The organism is Amycolatopsis cihanbeyliensis (assembly GCF_006715045.1).
In the GTDB taxonomy this organism is placed as follows: Bacteria; Actinomycetota; Actinomycetes; order Mycobacteriales; family Pseudonocardiaceae; genus Amycolatopsis; species Amycolatopsis cihanbeyliensis.
The window spans coordinates 772,669-791,465 of sequence record NZ_VFML01000002.1; the positions used below are offsets into that span (position 1 = coordinate 772,669).

General features: G+C 70.2%; 13 protein-coding genes. 3 read left to right on the plus strand and 10 right to left on the minus strand.

Going from position 1 to position 18,797, the window contains the following annotated elements; genetic code table 11:
- Positions 1-90: 90 nt before the first annotated feature.
- The 8 genes from FB471_RS32140 to FB471_RS32175 form a co-directional block, all read right to left on the minus strand.
- On the minus strand, positions 91-639 hold the full coding sequence (locus FB471_RS32140; RefSeq protein ID WP_246076826.1) for a DUF1062 domain-containing protein: 549 nt from the start codon (positions 637-639) through the stop codon (positions 91-93).
- Positions 640-1,020: 381 nt separating this feature from the next.
- On the minus strand, positions 1,021-1,548 hold the full coding sequence (locus FB471_RS32145) for a GNAT family N-acetyltransferase (RefSeq protein WP_142003572.1): 528 nt from the start codon (positions 1,546-1,548) through the stop codon (positions 1,021-1,023).
- A gap of 9 nt (positions 1,549-1,557) precedes the next feature.
- Positions 1,558-4,410 carry an AfsR/SARP family transcriptional regulator gene (locus tag FB471_RS32150; protein WP_211358303.1) on the minus strand — a complete coding sequence of 951 codons (2,853 nt, stop codon included), beginning with the start codon at positions 4,408-4,410 and terminating at the stop codon, positions 1,558-1,560.
- 247 nt (positions 4,411-4,657) lie between these two features.
- A complete protein-coding gene (locus FB471_RS32155) occupies positions 4,658-5,911 on the minus strand; it encodes an MFS transporter (RefSeq protein ID WP_246076827.1) in 1,254 nt (417 codons plus the stop codon).
- Positions 5,908-6,828, minus strand: coding sequence for an SMP-30/gluconolactonase/LRE family protein (locus tag FB471_RS32160; protein ID WP_142003574.1), 921 nt, complete (start codon positions 6,826-6,828; stop codon positions 5,908-5,910). The genes FB471_RS32155 and FB471_RS32160 overlap by 4 nt, the downstream gene beginning before the upstream one ends.
- 10 nt (positions 6,829-6,838) lie before the next feature.
- Positions 6,839-7,489: a histidine phosphatase family protein gene (locus FB471_RS32165; protein ID WP_142003964.1), complete on the minus strand. Its 651-nt coding sequence runs from the start codon at positions 7,487-7,489 to the stop codon at positions 6,839-6,841.
- The gene (locus FB471_RS32170; protein ID WP_142003575.1) at positions 7,489-8,565 is read right to left on the minus strand and encodes a phosphotransferase family protein; all 1,077 of its coding nucleotides are present in this window, start codon (positions 8,563-8,565) and stop codon (positions 7,489-7,491) included. Before FB471_RS32170 ends, FB471_RS32165 begins: the two co-directional genes overlap by 1 nt.
- Positions 8,562-9,317, minus strand: coding sequence for an SDR family oxidoreductase (locus FB471_RS32175; protein ID WP_142003576.1), 756 nt, complete (start codon positions 9,315-9,317; stop codon positions 8,562-8,564). The genes FB471_RS32170 and FB471_RS32175 overlap by 4 nt, the downstream gene beginning before the upstream one ends.
- A gap of 325 nt (positions 9,318-9,642) precedes the next feature.
- Here FB471_RS32175 and FB471_RS32180 point away from each other — a divergent pair, with 325 nt between their 5' ends.
- Positions 9,643-10,584 carry a hypothetical protein gene (locus tag FB471_RS32180; protein ID WP_142003577.1) on the plus strand — a complete coding sequence of 314 codons (942 nt, stop codon included), beginning with the start codon at positions 9,643-9,645 and terminating at the stop codon, positions 10,582-10,584.
- 9 nt (positions 10,585-10,593) lie between these two features.
- On the opposite strand, the gene FB471_RS32185 is transcribed toward FB471_RS32180, so the two are convergent.
- On the minus strand, positions 10,594-12,219 hold the full coding sequence (locus tag FB471_RS32185; RefSeq protein ID WP_142003578.1) for an acyl-CoA synthetase: 1,626 nt from the start codon (positions 12,217-12,219) through the stop codon (positions 10,594-10,596).
- A 161-nt stretch (positions 12,220-12,380) separates the two neighbouring features.
- On the opposite strand from FB471_RS32185, the gene FB471_RS32190 reads away from it, so the two are divergent.
- On the plus strand, positions 12,381-14,087 hold the full coding sequence (locus FB471_RS32190) for a bifunctional 3'-5' exonuclease/DNA polymerase (protein ID WP_142003579.1): 1,707 nt from the start codon (positions 12,381-12,383) through the stop codon (positions 14,085-14,087).
- A gap of 75 nt (positions 14,088-14,162) precedes the next feature.
- Positions 14,163-14,750 carry a hypothetical protein gene (locus FB471_RS32195; protein WP_142003580.1) on the plus strand — a complete coding sequence of 196 codons (588 nt, stop codon included), beginning with the start codon at positions 14,163-14,165 and terminating at the stop codon, positions 14,748-14,750.
- A 125-nt stretch (positions 14,751-14,875) separates the two neighbouring features.
- On the opposite strand, the gene hrpA is transcribed toward FB471_RS32195, so the two are convergent.
- Positions 14,876-18,766 carry an ATP-dependent RNA helicase HrpA gene (gene hrpA / locus FB471_RS32200; RefSeq protein ID WP_142003581.1) on the minus strand — a complete coding sequence of 1,297 codons (3,891 nt, stop codon included), beginning with the start codon at positions 18,764-18,766 and terminating at the stop codon, positions 14,876-14,878.
- Positions 18,767-18,797: the final 31 nt, after the last annotated feature.

The window sequence follows — 18,797 nt, forward strand, 5'->3', positions numbered from 1 at the left end:
CTGCTCCCGCGGCGCCCACGCCCGATCCTGGTCAATCTCCCCCGCCCGAAACGCCGCCAGGGTGCACGGCAACCGACTCGACGGAAGCGCTCAGCGCTTGAGCGTGAAGGTGAAGTCGCCGGAGAGCTTGCCGCTCAGCCGGACTGCCGAAACGAGTTTCCCCTCCGTGATCAGCCTCTCCACCTCGGCCCGCGAAAGACCGCAACCTTCGGCGATCAGTCGCACCGGCCGGACAGGGATCCGCGCCGCAAAGCGGACCGCGACGTCGATCACCTCGCGGTCCGGGTGGTCCCATCCGCCGGTGTCGAGGCGCCAGGCGTCGTCCCAGTCGAGGGCGATGCGATTACGGCGCCGTACGACCGGATCCTGGAGCAGCTCAGCTGTCAGGCCAGGGTCGTTGTCATGCAGCCGGTCCAGCAGCTCAGATCGTACGGAGCGCACATTCATCCGCTCCAGGACCGTGAGCTTCGCAGTTTCCCCGCAAGCGGTACAGAGCGCGAGGAGCCAGGCGTCGATGAGCTTCTGGTTTGCGTTGACGCGAAATTTGCCGCTTGCCCGGCGGCGCACGCGTGGCAACGGCGGCGAACGAGCGGCAGGCGGGTGGGCACGACCGCCCAGTTTTTGAGCATAGAAGTACACCGGTTCAGTGAGAAGTCCGCAGCAGAAGGAGCGCCGCACATGCGCGACGTGCGACAAGTCAGCGCTCGGGAGGTCTCACAGGGTGTACAACGGCGCGTCCTTGGACTAGACGACTTTGGTCGGCAGCATGGTATGGCGCACAGCGGCGCTTGTTCCACTGGTTTTCGAGTGCGTCACCGCCAGGTTCCTGAGCCTGTCGATCGTCCGCTCGACCTCGCTCCGACGCTTGTGATCGGGGCGGGTGCGAGGATGTGCGTCGCCCCACTGCCCTGGTGCGATCATCCCGCCGATCACGCCCCCTCAACCGCCCCCGCGAACAGCAAACTCGCCAGCATGAATGGCCAACACGGTGACGTGAGCAGCAAACACGACGGGGTTGGGTTACGGGTTCCAGTCCGGGTGCTCGAGGGCGTACTCGACCTCCCCGTGCTCGCTGCCCTCGATGGGTTCCGGCCAGTCCTGGTGAAAGGTCCGCACGTACCGCAAGCCCGCCTTCTCCAGTACGCGCCGGGAAGCGAGGTTGACCGCCATCGTCCGGGCATATGTCCGCCATACGTCCAGTTCGGTGAAACCCTTGCGCACCAATGCCCGTGCGCCCTCGGTCGCGTATCCCCTTCCCCACGCCGACCGGCGCAGGCGGTAACCGAGCTCGACCTCGCCCGGCCGGTCGCCGTCCCGCGAGCGCAACTCGAACCACCCGAGAAACGCGCTCCCCGGCTTCTCCTCCGCCGCCCAGAAACCGCCGCCGAGGAATGTCGGCAGCACCCGACTCTCGACCTCCGCGCGCGGCGTGGGTCGGCCGCCGGTGAGCCAGCGCATGACCTCGGGGTCGCTGTCCAGCTCGACCAGGTCGTCCATGTCGGACTCGGCGAACGCCCGCAGCACCAGGCGATCGGTCTCCAGGAACATGTGGGCAACCTAGCCTGACCGCGTCCCCGCGTCAGCCAGTTTTCGCTCCACTCGCTCGACATCGGCGGTACGCCGCTGTTCCCTGAACAACGTGACGGCCCGGCGCCAGTACTCGACGGCCACACCGGTCGCACCGAAGGCATGGTGGGTGTCCCCGAGGCTGGCCAAGGTCCTTGCCTCCTCGTAGGTGTGCCGCAGCTCCCGGAACAGCGCCAGCGCCTCGCCGTAGTGACGCACGGCCTGGTCGTACTCGCCGAGATGCCGCACGATGTACCCGAGGCTGTCCAGGGTCTGCGCCTCCGCCCTGCGATGCCCGTGCCTGCGGCACAACGCGAGCCCTTCCTCGCAGTGGACGCGCGCGGTCTCGAAGTTGCCGAGCTTGGCCTCGAACCAGCCGATGGCGCCGCGCATATCCGCCGCCCACACGTGGTCACCGACCTCCTGGAACAGGCGCAACGAGTGATGCGACTCCGCCAGCGCCCGCTGGTTGTCGCCCGCGAACTCCAACACCACCGCCAGTGCCTGGTGGGCATGCGCCTTGGCACCGAGGTCGCCTGCTTCAGTGAACAACTCGAGGGCGAGCTCGAGGTGTTCGAGCGCCTGCGCCTGCTCCCCCACCCGGGCGTAGGTGTGGCCGATCTCGCGGTGTGCCCAGCCCCGGGCGAAGGGTTCGCCGAGCCGGTCCGCGGCGGCCACCCCGGCAAGCCAGGATTCGAGGCTCTCCTGCGGGTTACCACGCCGCCGGTGGAAGCTACCGAGCACCCAGGCCAGCAACCACACCTGGGCGTCCATGCCCTGTGCGATGGCCGTCTCCTGCGCGGCCAGCAGGCATTCGTGCTCGGTGTCGAACCACGCCGCGGCCGCCGCGGTGCTCGCCGGAACCTCCGGCAGCGCCCCCTCGGCAGGCGGGCCGGGGGCGATCAGCGGTCGCTGCGGGTAGAGCAACCGGTCCGCCGCGTGCGCGGTGTGCAGGTAGAAGTCCACCAGCCTGCGCGCCGCGGTCCGCAACTCCTTCGGCGCACCGGACTCCGTGGCCTGCTCCGCCGCGTAGAGCCGCAGCAGGTCGTGCATCCGGTACCGGCCGGGGACGTGCTGCTGAACCAGGTGCGCCGCCTCCAGCTCGCGCAGCAGTACGCGGGCCCTTTCCGGCGGCAACGCGGCCAGACTGGCGGCCGCCCGCAGGCTGATGTCCGGCCCCTGCACCAGGCCGAGCAGGCGGAACATCCCGGCGGCCGCGGTGCCGAGCGCACGGCAGGACCAGGAGAACACCGCACGCAGGTTCGCGGTCAGCTCCCCGGCGTCGAAAGCGTCCAACCTGGCGGATGCGCCCCGCAGTTCCTCGGCGAGCACGGCGAGCGGGAAGTCCGGGTGGGCGGCGGCACGCGCCACCACGATGCTGACCGCGAGTGGCAACCCGGCGCACCAGCGAACCAGATCGGCGGCCACCGCGGGTTCGCTCAGCACCCGCTCGACGCCGAGCTGCCCGGCCAGCAGCTCGCGCGCCTCCCCCGCGCTCAACACGTCCAGATTGACCAGCCGCCCGCCACGCAACTGCAAGCCGGGCAGTCGTCGGCGGCTGGTGACCAGCGCGGTGCAGGTCTCGCTGCCCGGCAACAACGGCTCGACCTGCGTGGCGTCCCTGGCGTTGTCGAGCACGACGAGCAATCGCTTGCCCGCGACCATGCTGCGGTAGAGCGCCGCCCGCCCGTCCAGATCGGCCGGGATCGCGGCCGCGTCGGCCCCGAGTGCGTCCAGGAAGCCGCGCAGGACCGCCGAGGGCGAACTCGGCTCGCACGAGGGGTCGAAGCCACGCAGGTTGACATGCAACTGCCCGTCCGGGAACCGGTCCAGGTTCCGCTGCGCCCAGTGCACCGCGAGCGCGGTCTTGCCGATACCGCCGGTACCGGCGATCACCACGATCGGCGTGGAGCCGGGCTCCCCGGCGAGCGGCAGCGCGTCGAGCTGCTTCAGCTCGTCGGCACGACCGACGAAGCCGCCCACGTCCGCGGGTAGCTGGCGGGGCATCGGGAAACCGAGGTGCGCCGGCCGCTCGGCGCCCTCGGCGAGCAGCTCGGGGTCCTCCCGCAGAATCCGCTGGTGCAGCTCACCGAGCGTGGCGCCGGGTTCGGTGCCCAGCTCGGCGCGCAACCGCCGGGCGAGCGCGGTGAAGCAGTCCAGCGCCTCGCTGGATCGGCCCACCCGGTACAACGCCAGCATGAGCCAGCGCACCAACGGCTCGGCCAGCGGGTGCTCGGCCACCACGTTGGCCAGCTCGGCCACCACCTCGGCATGCCGTCCCGCCGCCAGTTCGGCTTCGAAGAGGTCACCGAGCAGGCCGAGCCGTTCGCGTTCCAGCCCGTCCCGCACCCGCTCGGCCCAGTCCCCACCGACCCCGGCCAGCGCCGGGCCCCGCCACAACGCGGCGGCGTCCCGCAGCAGGCGGGCGGCACGCCCGGGCTCACCGGCGGCGAGTGCCGCGCGGCCCTGCCCGGCGACCTCACGCATGAGGCAGACGTCCACCTGCTCGGGCGGTACCTCGAGCACGTAGCCGCCACCATGCTTGCCGAGCGTGACCACCCCCTCGCGGCCGAGCTCCCGCAGCAGCCTGCGCAGCCGCGCGATGTAGCCGTAGAGCGTGTCGCGAGCGGTGGTGGGTGGCTCCTCGCCCCACACCCGGTCGATCAGCGACTCGAGCGGCACCGGCTTACCCGGGCTGAGCGCGAGCGCCGCCAGCACACAACACTGCTTGGCGGGGCCGGCGGTCGCCGTGCCACCGGCGGCACCATCATGGGCGTCCAGTCCGACACTGCCCAGCAGGCGCACCACCAGGTCGCCACCAGCGGTTCGGTCCGTGACATCCACCTCCATGATCGAAGCACTCGCTCATCAGGGTGAACAAGACCGGTGCAAGGCCGGTGCAAGGTTTTCACCAGTTCGGCGCAGCATACTGACCATGACCGATTTCCACGGTGACGAAGGGGGTTGAGATGTACGGGGTGAACGGCTCCGAACGCAATCGGGAGCTCTGAAGACGTCCCGGTATCGCCGCAGGGGGTGCGGCGATACCGGGATCCCTCAGTGCCTGCTCCTCGACGCGCGACACGATCGGCTAGGGGACGGAGCGGATGGGGAGGATCAGGAAAGCTCCGGCGATGGCGACGCAGCCCGCGGTGAGGTACAGCACGGGGTAGCTGCCGACCAGCGCGATGATCCCGCCCGCGATCATCGGGGCGAAAGCCTGCGGGGCCGTATTGGCCAGGTTCACGATTCCGAGGTCCTTGGCCCGGTCGGTCGCGGCGGGCAGCACCTGGGTGATCAGCGCGTTGTCCACCGCCACGTACACCCCGTAGCCCAGCCCGAGCACGGCGGCGGCGAGCACCACGGCGAACCAGGAGTGCCAGACCGCCAGCATCAGCATGGACACCGCGATGATCCCGGACGAGGTCACCACGTAGACCTTTCGGCGCCCGCTGCGGTCGGAGAGCCTGCCTGCCAGCACGCTGGTGCACAGGATGCCAAGGGTGTACGCGACGGTCAGCACGAGCACCCCGCCCGCGGGGTCGTCCAGCTTCAGCACGTCGCGCAGGAAGTACAGCAGGTACAGGGTGGCGATCGAGTTGGCGAGCTGGATGGCCAGCCGCGCCACCGCCGCCCAGGCGAAGTCCGGGTGCCGCCGCGGGCTGATCCAGAACCCCTTCACGAAACGGCGCGGGTCGAACCGGGGCCGCTGCTCGGGCAGCAGGCGCGGCTCCCACGAGGCCAGCACGAACGGCAGGGCCAACCCGAGCACCAGCCCGGCCAGCAGCAGGTACCCACCGGTGTTCGTGGGTACGACCACGGTCACCAGCAGCACCCCGAGCACCAGCCCGAGCGGCAGCGGCAGGCCGGCGAAGGCCGACACGAAGCCGCGCTGCCGTACCGGAACCTGGTCCGGAACGCTCGCGGTCAGCCCGGCGAACATCGCGTTCTGCGCACCCTGTGCCGCCATCCAGCACAGGGCGACACCCAGCACGGTGACCTGCACGGGCAGCAGCACGAGCGCGAAGGCGCACACCACAGCCCCACCGAGCACCCACGGCCGGCGCCGGCCGAACCGCGAGGTGGTGCGATCGGACAACGCCCCCGCGATCGGCGCGGCCAGGATGGACACGACCGCCGCGCAGGCGGTGACGATGGCGAGGTTGGTCTCCTTGCTCGCCGCGTCGATCCGCTCGACCTGCAGCGGGAGCAGGATCTGGATCGGGGTGACCGTCGCCATGGAGAAGCCGAGCACACCGGCCGAGAGCCGCAGCGTCCACGCCATCCCCACCGGAGTGGTCGGCTCGTCGAGCGCGCTCGTCGCGCGGCGGGCCGGCGTGGTCACAACGGCAGCATAGCGATGGCGCGTTCCTCGAGACTGCCGAAGTACAGTTTCCCTTCCCGCTCGCGGACGCCGGTCATCATGTGGAAACCGTCGACCTCCCCGTACCGCTCCTGCACGATCCGGCCGTCGGCGTCCAGGCCCAGCGCGCGCATGGTGCGGGAAGGCGAGGGCTGTAGCCACGGCGGAGCCCTGCGCACCGCTGCCCGCGCCGGCGCGGGCAGCTTGCGCGCCAGGTTCAGCGCGGCCACCTCCGGGCTCGGCACCGCGATCCAGATCAGCCCGTCGCTGCCGGTGGAGGTGTTGTCCGGGTAGCCGGGGAGGCCGCCGGCGAACACCTCGACCCGGCCCTGCTTTACGCCGGTCAGCCACACCCTGCGCAGCCGGCAGGAACCGCTCTCGGCGACGGTCACGAAGGACTCGTCCGGGATGAGCGCCACCCCGTTGGCGAACTGCAGGCCGTCCGCGAGCAGGTCGATCGCGCCATCCGGGGTGCGGCGCAGCAACCGCCCGGTCCCGGTCTGCTCGATCAGGTCGGCGCGCCACTCCCGCACCGGGAACCGGGTGGAGGAGTCGCTGAAGTACACCGTGCCGTCGCCTGCCACCGCGGCGTTGTTGCACACCAGCAGGCGCCTGCCCGCGCCCTCGGTGGCCAGGGTCCGCACCCGGCCGTCGGCGATGGTCACCGCGAGCAGGCCCCGGTCGGCGTCACAGACCAGCAGCTCGTCCTCGCCGAGGAACTCCAACCCGAGCGGGCGGCCACCGGTGTCCGCGATCGTGTCGATCCGCCTGCCTTCCTGGGCGACCCGGATGATCCGGCCGTCCTCGAGGCCCGTGTAGACCCCCTCGTCCCGATCGACGAGGACGTCCTCGGGGCCATGACCGTTCACCGGGATCACCGTGGTTCCGGCAAGGGACACGGAACTCCTCCTAGCGGTAGCTGAGCAACGATGTCGACTCGAAATGCGCGTGCTCGTTGAACGAAAGCAGGGACAGTCCGCTTTGGCCAGCGACCAACTTGGTGATGCCCGCGTTCGTGGTCACCCGGTTGAGGTGGAGGAAGGCCTCGGCACCGCCGCCGAGCAGCTCGGCGGCCACCGCCGCGATGACCCCGCCGGAGGTGAACACCGCCGCCTGTTCGCCCCTGCCGAGCGCGGCGGCCAGCTCCGCCACGGCCGCGCGGGTCCGGGCGCCGAACGCGGGCCAGCTCTCCGCGCACGGGCTGCCCGCCCCGGCCCGGGTCCAGCTCCGCAGCGCGGCGTCCAGCGCGGCCTGGAACACCCGCGGGTCACGCTGCTCGACCGGCGTGCCGTGGTGGGCCAGCACGTCCAGGTGGTCGTACTCGTTCCATCTCGGGTCCTCCTTGGCGGAAAGGCCGGTGGCCAGTTCCGCCAGCGCCGCGGCGGCCGTGGCGCGCTGGCGCAGCAGGGAACCGCACCGGGCCTCGCCGATCCGGGCGCCCCGGCGGCGCAGTTCGGCGCCCACCGCGGTGGACTGCACCTTCCCCTGCTCGGAGAGCAGGTCGTAGTCCGCCGCGCCGAACGAGGCCTGCCCATGCCGTACGAGGTAGATCGCGCCCATCAGGCCCCGCCCTCCCGGATGATCCGCAGGCATCGGGACTCCAGGTAACCGACGAACATCCAGAAGTCCTTGAACGCCGGGTTGTGCGTCTGCCCGTGGTGGTAGCGGTGGTAGATCTGCTGCAGCACCACGGCCAACCGGAACAGGCCGTACACCTCGTAGAACGTCCAGTTCGGCACGGCGAGGCCGGTGCGTTCGGCATAGTGGTCGACGACCTCGGCACGGCTGGGCATGCCGGGCAGGTGGGTCGGCTGCCGCCTGCTCAGCTGGAAGGTCTCGTCGTCATCGGCCTGCACCCAGTACGCCAGGGTGCTGCCGAGCTCCATCAGCGGGTCGCCGAGGGTAGCCATCTCCCAGTCCAGTACACCGGTGATCCGCAGGTCCTCCCTGCCGGCCAGCACCACGTTGTCGAACCGGAAGTCGTTGTGGATCAAGCAGATCGACACCTCGCCGGGCTGGTTGGCGGCCAGCCACCCCATCACCTCGCCGAAGCCGGGCACGTTCTCCGTGCGAGCCCGCTCGAACCGCGCGCCCCAGCCCTCGACCTGCCTGCGCACGTAGCCCGCACCCTTGCCGAGGTCGGCGAGGCCCGCCGCGGCGACATCCACCTGGTGCAGCTCGACCAACCGGTCGATCAGCCGGGTGGCGAGGTCGCGCGCGGCGGCGGGCGCGAGGGACATGCCGGCAGGCAGACCGCCGCGCAGGATCAACCCTTCCAGGCGCTCCATCACGTAGAAGTCGTCGCCGAGCACGGCGGGGTCGGCGCAGAAGGCCAGCACCTCGGGTACGTAGGGGAACACCGGCCGCAGCCCGGCCTGCACCCGGTACTCCCGCCGCATGTCGTGCGCCGAGGCCGCCTTCTGCCCGGGGGGTGGCCTGCGCAGGACGAGCTCCCGATCCGGGTAGCGCAGCAGGTAGGTCAGGTTGGACGCGCCGCGCGGGAACTGCCGCACCCGCGGCGGGCCCGCGCCCTCGAGGCCGTCGAGCTCGCCGCTGAGCCAGGCGTGCACGGCGTGCACGTCGAAGCCGTCCTCGGCACGGACCTCGGTCGTCGGATCGGTCTGGCCGGAGCTCATCCGGTGAGCTTCCGCAGCATCCCGGTGGGCAGCAGCCGGATCACCACACTCAGCGGCGCCCACGGGAGGGTCGGGACGCAGGCCTTGGGCGTCTCCCGTTCGATCGCCTGCACCAGCGCCCGGTGGCCCTGTTCCGCACCGGTCAGCAGCGGGGTCTTACGGGACCGGCCGGTCATCTCCGACTCGATGTAGCCGGGCTGCAGCACCGTCACCTTGATCGGGGTGCGCAGGGTGTCCGCCCGGATGCCGTCGGCCAGCGCGGACACCCCGGCCTTGGAGGCGGCGTAGGCGGTGACGTTGCCCGGCAACCCGCGTATCGCGCTGAACGAGGACACCACCACCAGATGCCCCGACTCCTGCTCGCGGAATATCTCCATGGCCGCCTCACACTGGGCGAGCGCGGCCACCAGGTTGGTCTCGATGGTCTGCCGGTTCGCGTCGAAGTACCCGGTGCCGACCGGCTGCCCCTTGCCCAGTCCGGCGTTGACGATGACCCGGTCGATGGTGCCGAACTCGCCCCAGAACTCCTGGAACACGTCGAAAACCCGGCCGTGGTCGTTCACGTCCAGTTCGCGGGTCATGACCTGAATGCCCGGGTAACGTTCGCGTAGTTCGGCGGCGAGTTCGTCGAGCCGGTCGGTACGGCGGGCACACAGTGCGAGGTTGCGCCCCCGCGCGGCGAACCGCCAGGCCATGCCCTCGCCGAGGCCCGAGCTGGCCCCCGTGATCACGATGTTCTTCCGGAAGGTCATGGGGTGAAGTCTCACATTACTTACCCGCAAGTAACAAGCCGGTGGCCCGGTGCCTGGCGAGGGGGCATCACCAGGCACCGGGCCACCGGTTCCAGGGGCAACGTGGTCTGTAACTCCGGCTCACTCCGTTGCGTGGCTCCCATGCAAACGTGTCCGCTGCCGCGAGGCAACGATTCCCACTTACCAGTACTGCTCCATCAGGAGTAATCTCGATGGCCCGGGCGGGCGGAGACGTGACCCGGAGAGCGGAACGGCATCGTTACAGCACACTGATAATGTTGTCCTTATCGTTACCAGCGAGCCAACGGGCGGGCGGGTCGGAAACATGAGGTCGGGGAACAGCGAGGTCCGGGGCAGCGACGATTCGAGTGGTGAATCGTTCTCCTCCGCATTGCGTTCCGCGATTTCCGCGAGTGGGCTCAGCCTGGACCGGATTCAGGCCCGGCTCCAGCGTCGGGGGGTCCCGGTCAGCGTGACCGCGCTGAGCTACTGGCAGTCCGGCAAGCGGCAACCGGAACGGCAGAGCTCGCTGTCCGCGGTCGGTGCGTTGGAAGAGATCCTGGAGCTGCCTTCCGGGGCGTTGCTGGGCCTGCTGTCCCCGCCCCGGCCGCGCGGCACGCGCTCCAGGGGAAGGCACCGCCCACCCGAACAGACACTCACCTTCCCCCGCGAGGCACTGCAGCAGTTGCTCGCCCGGGTCGGCGCGCCCTACGCACTGGAGGAGCAACACAAACTCAGCCTCGTCGGATTGCACGACACCTGCAAAATCGCCGCCGACGGCGGGCAACGCGCCGTCACCGCCCGCTGCGTCTTCCAGGCGAACGCCGACCGGCAGGACCGCTGGCTGCTGGTGTACAACCAGGACAACGTCGAGGCGAATCCGCCGCTGCTGCACGCGTTGCGCAACTGCACCGTCGGCCGCGCCGAGGTCGACGTCGAACATGGGCTGACGGTCGCGGAACTGCTGTTCGACCGGCCGATAAACCGCGGCGAGACGCATTTGATCGAGTACTCACTCACCAATGAAGGACCACCCTACCCGGAATGCCAGAACACACATTACCGGGAATTCAGAAGCCCCATCCGAGAATATCTGCTCGAAATTCGTTTCGACAACGGCTGCGTGATACGGAACTGCTGGCAGTACAAACAGGGAACCGAGGACAACAGCATGGATCGTCGGGAACTCACCATCGACGGCACGAACGGGGTGCACGCCGTCGCGCTCGATTTCGGCCCGGGCGTGTTCGGTATCGACTGGCTGTGAGGGCCGGCCTCACGTGAGCTTGTTCCGTAGCACCTTGCCGGTGGCGTTGCGCGGGAGTTCCTCGAGGAACTCCACCTCCCGCGGCACCTTGTACCGGGCGAGGTTGGCCTTCACGTAGTCCCGCACGGTGTCCGCGTCCAGGACGGCCCCGTCGGCGAGCACCACGAACGCCTTGAGTCGCTGGCCGAACTCCTCGTCCGCCACACCGATCACCGCGGCCTCGAGTACGTCCTCCCGCTCGACCAGCAGGTTCTCCACCTCGATCGGGAAGACGTTCTCACCACCCGAGACGATCATCTCGTCATCCCTGCCGTCGATGAACAACAGGCCGTCGGAGTCGAAGTGTCCGACATCGCCGCTGGCCAGCAGCCCGTCGATGATCTCCTTGTTCCGCCCGTCGGTGTAGCCCCCGAAGCTCAGGCCGCTGCCCACGAACACCCTGCCGACCACCTCCGGTTCGGTGATCCGGTTGCCCGCCTCGTCGTACAGCACCACCTTGCAGCCCACCGGTGACCTGCCGACGGTGCCCGGCGCCTTGCGCCAGTCCTCCGGGGTGGCCACCGTGGCCACGGCCACCTCGGTCGAGCCGTACAGGTTGTGAACCACCTCACCGAAAACCCTGGTCGCCCGGTTGCCGAGGTCCGGGGACAGCGCCGAGCCGGCGAGGAAGATGATGCGCAGCGCGGAGGTGTCGTACCTGGCCAGCACCTCGGGATCGAGGTCGACGATGCGCTGCAGCATGGTCGGCACCAGCACCAGCGCCGTGCAGCGGTGCTCGGCCACCCCGCGCAGGGTCTCCTCCGGATCGAACTTGCGGCGCATGACCACGGTGGAGCCCAGCGCGAAGGACAGGATGAACTGGGAAAGCCCGGTGCCGTGGAACAGCGGAGCGCCGAGGTAGGTGCACTCCCCCGCGCGCAGCGGGATACGGTCGAGGAACTGGGCGGAGTGCAGCGGTGAGGTCTGCGGGCGCGGCGCCCCCTTCGGCGTTCCGGTGGTGCCGCTGGTGAGCAGCACGAAGCCACCGGGCTTGGCCGGCGCGGGAACGGGGCGATCATCGGTGGAGACGATCAGCTCGTCCAGGGTCGGGACCGGGTGCTCGCCACCTTGCTCGGTCCAGGCGAGATAGCGCCCGACGTCCTCGCCGACCGCCGCCAGCAACTCGGTGAACTCCTCGTCGTGCACCAGCGCGCGAACCTGCTCGCGGGCGGCGACGTCGGCCAGCTGCGGCTTGGCGAACCCCGTGTTCATCAGCACCAGCCGCGCGCCGAGCTTGCCCGCCGCGAGCATGGCGATCACCAGCCAGCGATGATCCCGGCACAGTGCCGCGATCACGGTCCCGGGGCCGAGGCCGCGCTGGGCCCAGGCCCTGGCCAGCGCGTTGGACCGCTGGTCGAGTTGCTTGAAGGTGATCGGCCCCAGCTCGTCGACGAGGCCGACCGCACTGGGATCCCGGCGTGCCGCGATATGCGTGGCCCCGGCGAACGGGCCGAACCTGCGGACCATGTACAGCGACCGCAGCCCCTCGTCGAGGCGGGGAAACGGGACCAGGCCCGCCTGCCACATCACCCCGATGCTGCGGACCGTCTCCGTCACCTTCGTGGCGAGCTCGGACACGCTGGGCGCGTTCCTCATCCGGGCACCTCCGTCGCTGCGGCCGAGATGGTGTCACCTGCACCGTGACTGACGTTCATACCGTACTGACGGTATGAACGCCCGTCGACAGTATCGGACGGTCGGGGCGGTAGCCAGCCTCCCCGCCGGGACTGTCGGTGGCCACGCGCAGAATCGTCCCTGTGCAGATCATCGTCGTGCGGGATGCCGAAGGGGTGTACTCCGCCCGACCACTCGGCGCGGACGCCACCGGAGCCGAGCTCTCCGGGGCGCCGACCGCCGAACTCGCCCGCTACGTCGAGCGGCAGGAGCGGACCAACCGGCCACGCTGGGTGTTCGCCTCCGTGGAGGAGGACTACCCGGTCCTGCTGGAGGCCGGCCTGCGGGTGGACCGCTGTCATGACCTGACCCTGGCCGAGGGCCTGTTGCTGGCCGGCGAGGGCGACGGCGATCAGCCACGCCGGCTCGCCGCGGCGTATGCCAGAGCCAACGGCCTGGTGCCACCGCCGGACCCGGAGCCGTCCGCCCACGAACCGGACAGCCAACCCAGCCTGTTCGATCCGCGCGGCTCCGGGCTGCCGCCCGACGTCCGCGCGGTGGACGCGGCCGAGATCGTGTTCCACCGGCAGCGGGCCAGGGCGGAGCGGGCGGCTCAGCCGGAGCGGATGCGGTTGCTGATCGCGGCGGAGTCGGCGAGTGCGCTGGCCGCCGCCGAGATGTCCCTGCACGGGCTGCCGTGGCGCGCCGACCTGCACGACGCCCTGCTGACCGAGTTGCTCGGACCCCGAGTCCCGGTCGGCCAGCGGCCACGCAAGCTCGCCGAACTGGCGGACCGCGTGCAGGAGGCGTTCGGCGGCAGGCCGGTGAACCCGGACCATCCGGGCAGCGTGGTGCGCGCCTTCGCGCATGCCGGTATCGAGGTTCCCTCGACGCGGGCGCACGTGCTGCGGAAGGTGGACCATCCCGCGGTCGCCCCGCTGCTGGAGTACAAGGAGCTGGCCAGGCTGCATTCCGCGCACGGCTGGAACTGGCTGGCCGGGTGGGTGCGCGAGGACCGGTTCCGCCCGGTCTACGTCGTCGGCGGCGTGGTGTCCGGGCGCTGGGCCAGCCGGGGTGGGGCCGCGCTGCAGATTCCCCGGACCCTGCGGGTGTGTGTACGCGCCGACCCGGGGTGGCGGCTGGTGGTCGCGGACGCCGCGCAACTGGAGCCGCGGGTGCTGGCGGCGTTGTCCGGCGACCAGAAGCTGGCCGAGGTGTCCGGATCGGTGGATCTCTACGACCGGCTCGCCGAGGCGATGTTCGCGGGCGTCCGCAGGCCGGCTGGCGAGGAGCGGGACGACCGGTCCCGGGCGAAGATCGCCATGCTCTCCGCCATGTACGGCGGCACCGCGGGCGAGGCCGCCGCGCTACTCGGCTTGCTGCGCCAACGCTTCCCGGATGCTGTGTCCTATGTGGAACACGCGGCGGCCGCCGGCGAGCGGGGCGAGCGGGTCCGTTCCCGGCTCGGCCGGACCTCGCCCGAGCCCTCGGCGGCCTGGCGCGCGCTGACCGGCGGTGCCGGCGAGGACGCGGCCGCCGAGGGCAAGGCTCGCAGGGCCGCCAAGGACTGGGGCCGGTTCACCCGCAACTTCGTGGTACAGGCCACCGCGGCGGACTGGACGGCCGTGCTGCTCGCCACCCTGCGGCGGCGCCTGCCCGAGCCGGCGCACCTGGTGTTCTTCCAGCACGACGAAGTACTGGTGCATGCGCCTGCCGAGTTGGCCGACGCGGTGATCGCCCGCCTCGACGACGCGGTGCGGGAGACCACCGCGCTGGTGTTCGGGCCGTCCTGCCCGGTCCGGTTCCCGATGCCCGCGGTGGCCGTGGAGTCCTACGCCGACGCGAAGTGATGGGTCGGTAACACTGCGGCCGGTCCGCCGATAAGCAAGGCAACCACATCGACGCATCGGTCCGGGGAGCCCACGATGTCGCGATCCACGGTCTTTCTCGCCACCTGCTTCGCCGTGAGCTTCGCGTTGACCGCGTGCGAATCCGGGGGCGAAGCGCGGGACGCCCAACAAACCAGGAACACGACCGCGCCCGCCGCCTCCGCGACGACAACCGGCCCGGGTTCCAGCCCCGCCGAATGGGTGAACGGGTTCTGCGGGGCCGTCAACGGATTCGTCGCCAGGCAGGACGAGATGCCCGATCCGACCGGAGGCAACACGATCGGGGAGCACCAGCGCCAGACCGGCGAGTTGCTCGACCACTTCGTCACGACGCTGGACGAGGCCATCGCCGCGCTCGACGCGCTCGACCAGCCACCCGACTCCACCGCCGAGACCGCGGCGCGGACCACGCGGGACAACTACGCCGCCGCGCGGGAGACGGCCGCGACGGCCAAGGAGGAGCTGGAAGCCGCCGCTCCCGACGACGTCGAAGCGCAGAACCGCGCGGCGGACGGCGTCATCGAATCGCAGGAACAGGCGCACAGGTCCATCGACCCGGTCGGGGTGTTGACCGGATCGCCCGAGCTGATCAAGGCCGCGGCGGACGCCCCGAACTGCAAGTAGGTTCCCCCTCGACGGTCCACAGCCAAGCCGGTGTCGAAACGTACGGGAACGGCAAACTCGCACGCATGAGCGGCAAACTCGTGCGCGCGAGCGGCAAACACGCGCGCGTGGACGGCAAACACGACTCAGCTTGCGTCGTCGTCCATGGCGCGCAGGATGCGCTTCACCGAGACCGGATACGCGGTGCGCAGCGTCTGCGCGAAGAAGCTGACCCGTAGTTCCTCGATCATCCAGGGGATCTCGGCGAGTGCCGGGCTCGGGGGCGTCTGCGGTGGCAGCTCGTCCAGCACCGCCTGGTACTCGCGGCGCAGCCATTCGATCTCACGCACCCGCTCCAGGTCGCGGGCGGGATCGCCGGGCAGCTTGTCCAGCCTGCGTTCCATCGCCCGCAGGTAGCGAACCAGGTCCGGGAGCCGGTGATACCCGGCCGCGGTGACGAAACCCGGGTGCACCAGGCCCGCGAACTGCGCGCGCAGGTCGGCGACCGACTCCGCGAGCGCGGGCCTCTTCGTATCGGCAAGTAACACCTCGACCTCGTGTGCGGCGTGCAGCACGCGTTCCACCTCGCGCAGTACCTCGAGCACGGTCGGGTTCAGCCCGGCGCGTACCTTCTCCAGCAGGGGTTCGAACCCGGCATCCGACCACACCGGCCCGCCCGCGTCGGCCATCAGCTTGTCCACCGCGCAGTCGACGCAGTCCTCGAGCAGCGGCGCCACCCCGCCGTGCGGGTTGCGGCTGAGCACCAGCTTGGCCTGGTTGTTCAGGTTGCGGTTGATGAACTTCATCGGCGAGGGCAGGTTCAGCCGCAGCATCCGCCGGGTGCCGGCCCACATCCGCTGCCGTTGCAGCCCCGGGGTGTCCAGCATCCGCACGGCGACGCTGTCCCCCTCGTCCACCAGCGCAGGGTAGGCCTTCACCTCGTGCCCGCGCCGACTGCCCCGGAAGACCTGCGGCAGTTCGCCGAAGGCAGGGGTGCGCAGCCCGGAACGCTCGATACTGTCCGCGGCGGCGGAGATGGTCGCCCTGACCTCGCCGCGCAACCGCTGCCGCAGCTCCTCGAGGTCCTTGCCCTCGCCAAGGCTGTTGTCCTTCTCGTCCACCACCCGGAAGGTGATCCGCAGGTGGTCCGGCACGGACTCGGGCTGCCAGGCGTCCTGCGGCACGACCACCCCGCGCAGCCGCTCCAGCTCGGCGCCGAGCGCGTCCACCAGTGGCCCGTCCGCGGGGGTGATCCGCTGCAGCACCTGCCGGGCGTGATCCGGCGCGGGCACGAAGTTGCGGCGCAGTTGCTTGGGCAGGGACTTGATCAGCGCGGTGACCAGTTCCTCGCGCAGCCCGGGAACCTGCCAGTCGAACCCCTCCCGACCGACCTGGTTCAGCACCGCCAGCGGCAGGTGCACGGTCACGCCGTCGGCGTCGGTACCTGGCTCGAACTGGTAGGTGAGCGGGAACTCCAGTGCGCCCTGTTTCCAGGTGTCCGGGTAGTCGGCCTCGCTCACCCCGCCCGCCGTGGCGTTGATCAGCATGGACTTCTCGAAGGTGAGCAGGTCCGGTTGCTCGCGGCGGGTCTTCTTCCACCAGCTGTCGAAATGCCGTGCCGACACCACCTCGGCGGGGATGCGCTGGTCGTAGAACTCGAACAGGGTCTCGTCGTCGACCAGGATGTCGTGCCGGCGTGCCCGGTGCTCCAGGTCGGAGACCTCGTCCAGCAAGGCGCGGTTGTCGCGGAAGAAGCGGTGGTCGGTCTGCCAGTCCCCCTCCACCAGCGCGTGCCGGATGAACAGCTCACGGGACAGCTCGGGATCGATCTTCCCGTAGCTCACCTTCCGCCCGGTCACCAGCGGAACCCCGTACAGGGTCACCCGCTCGTTGGCCATCACCGCGCCGCGCTTGCGTTCCCAGTGCGGCTCCGAGTAGGTGCGCTTGACCACGTGGCCGGCGAGCGGTTCCACCCACTCGGGCTCGATCCGGGCCACCACCCGAGCCCACAGCCGCGAGGTCTCCACCAGCTCGGCCGCCATCACCCAGCGCGGCTGCTTCTTGAACAGCCCGGAACCGGGGAACACCGCGAACCGGGTGCCCCGCGCGCCGAGGTAGTCCCCCTTGGCCGGGTCCTTGAGCCCGATATGCGAGAGCATCCCCGCGATCAGCGCGGTGTGCACCTGCTGGAAACTCGCGGCCGAGTTGTTCGGGGTGACACCCAGTGGCTTGGCCAGCCTGGTCAGCTGGCCGTAGATGTCCTGCCACTCGCGGACCCGCAGGTAGTTCAGGTACTCGGCGCGGCACAGCTTGCGGAACTGATTGCCGGACAAGGCTTTCTGCTGCTCGGTCAGGTACTCCCACAGGTTCAGGTAAGCCTGGAAATCGGAGTTCTTGTCGGTGAACCGGGCATGCTTCTGGTCGGCGGCCTGCTGCTTCTCCGCGGGCCGCTCCCGCGGGTCCTGAATGGACAACGCGGCGACGATGATCATGGCCTCGCGCACGCAGCCGTCCTCGGCGGCCTGCAACACCATCCGGCCGAGCCGCGGGTCCACCGGAAGCTGCGCCAGTTGCCTGCCGGTCCTGGTCAGCTTCTGGCGCGCCTCGGCGCCGGGGTCGAACGCGCCCAACTCCTGCAGCAGGTTGACCCCGTCGGTGATCTGCCTGCGATCCGGCGGTTCCACGAACGGGAACGCGCCGATATCCCCCAGTCCCAGCGAGGTCATCTGCAGGATGACCGAGGCGAGGTTGGTGCGCAGGATCTCCGGATCGGTGAACTCCGGCCGGGACGCGAAGTCGTCCTCGGAGTACAACCGCACGCAGATACCGTCCGAGGTCCGGCCGCAGCGGCCCTTGCGCTGGTTGGCCGAGGCCTGGGACACCGGTTCGATCGGCAGGCGCTGCACCTTGGTGCGGTGACTGTACCGGGAGATCCGCGCCGTGCCGGGATCGATCACGTACTTGATCCCCGGCACGGTCAGCGAGGTCTCCGCGACGTTCGTGGCCAGCACGATCCGGCGCCCGGTGTGCGACTGGAACACCCGGTGCTGCTCGGCCGAGGACAGCCGCGCGTACAGCGGGAGCACCTCGGTGCTCGGCAGGTTCAGCGCGGTCAGCGCGTCCGCGGTGTCCCGGATCTCCCGCTCCCCGGAAAGGAACACCAGGATGTCCCCCGACCCCTCGGCGATCAGCTCACCCGCCGCCTCGCAGATGGCCTGCACCTGGTCGCGGTCCGGGTCGGCGTCCGGGTCTTCGGGGTCGACCACCGGGCGGTAGCGCACCTCCACCGGGTAGGTGCGCCCGGAGACCTCGATGATCGGCGCGTCCCCGAAGTGGCGGGAGAACCGCTCGGGGTCGATGGTGGCCGAGGTGATGATCAGCTTGAGGTCCGGGCGGCGCGGCAGCAACTGCTTGAGGTAACCGAGCAGGAAGTCGATGTTCAGGCTACGCTCGTGCGCCTCGTCGATGATGATCGTGTCGTACTGGCGCAGCATCCGGTCGTGCTGGATCTCGGCGAGCAGGATGCCGTCGGTCATCAGCTTGACCAGGGTGTCGTCCCCGCCCCGGTCGGTGAAACGCACCTTGTACCCGACCGTGGAGCCCAGTTCGGTCCTCAGCTCGGACGCCACCCGCTCGGCCACCGTGCGCGCGGCCAGCCTGCGCGGCTGGGTGTGCCCGATCTGGCCGCGCACGCCCCTGCCGAGCCCGAGGCAGATCTTGGGCAACTGGGTGGTCTTGCCGGAGCCGGTCTCCCCCGCGACGATCACCACCTGGTGGTCCCGAACCAGCTCGGCGATGTCCTCCTTGCGCTGGCTGACCGGCAGCTCCGCCGGGTACTCCAGCTTCGGCACCGCGGCGATCCGGTTACGCACCCGCAACTCGGCCGCGTCCACATCGGCCGCGATCTCCGCGGCGACCGCGGCGTGGTCCCTCGCCTTGCGCGCACCGTCGATGCGCCGCCGCAGCTTGTGCGCGTCCCGCGCGGTCAGCTCGCGCAGCCGAGGGCGCAGCTCATCAAGGGGAGATCGAGTAGACATACGGCCTCCACCATAACCGCGCCGCCCAGCG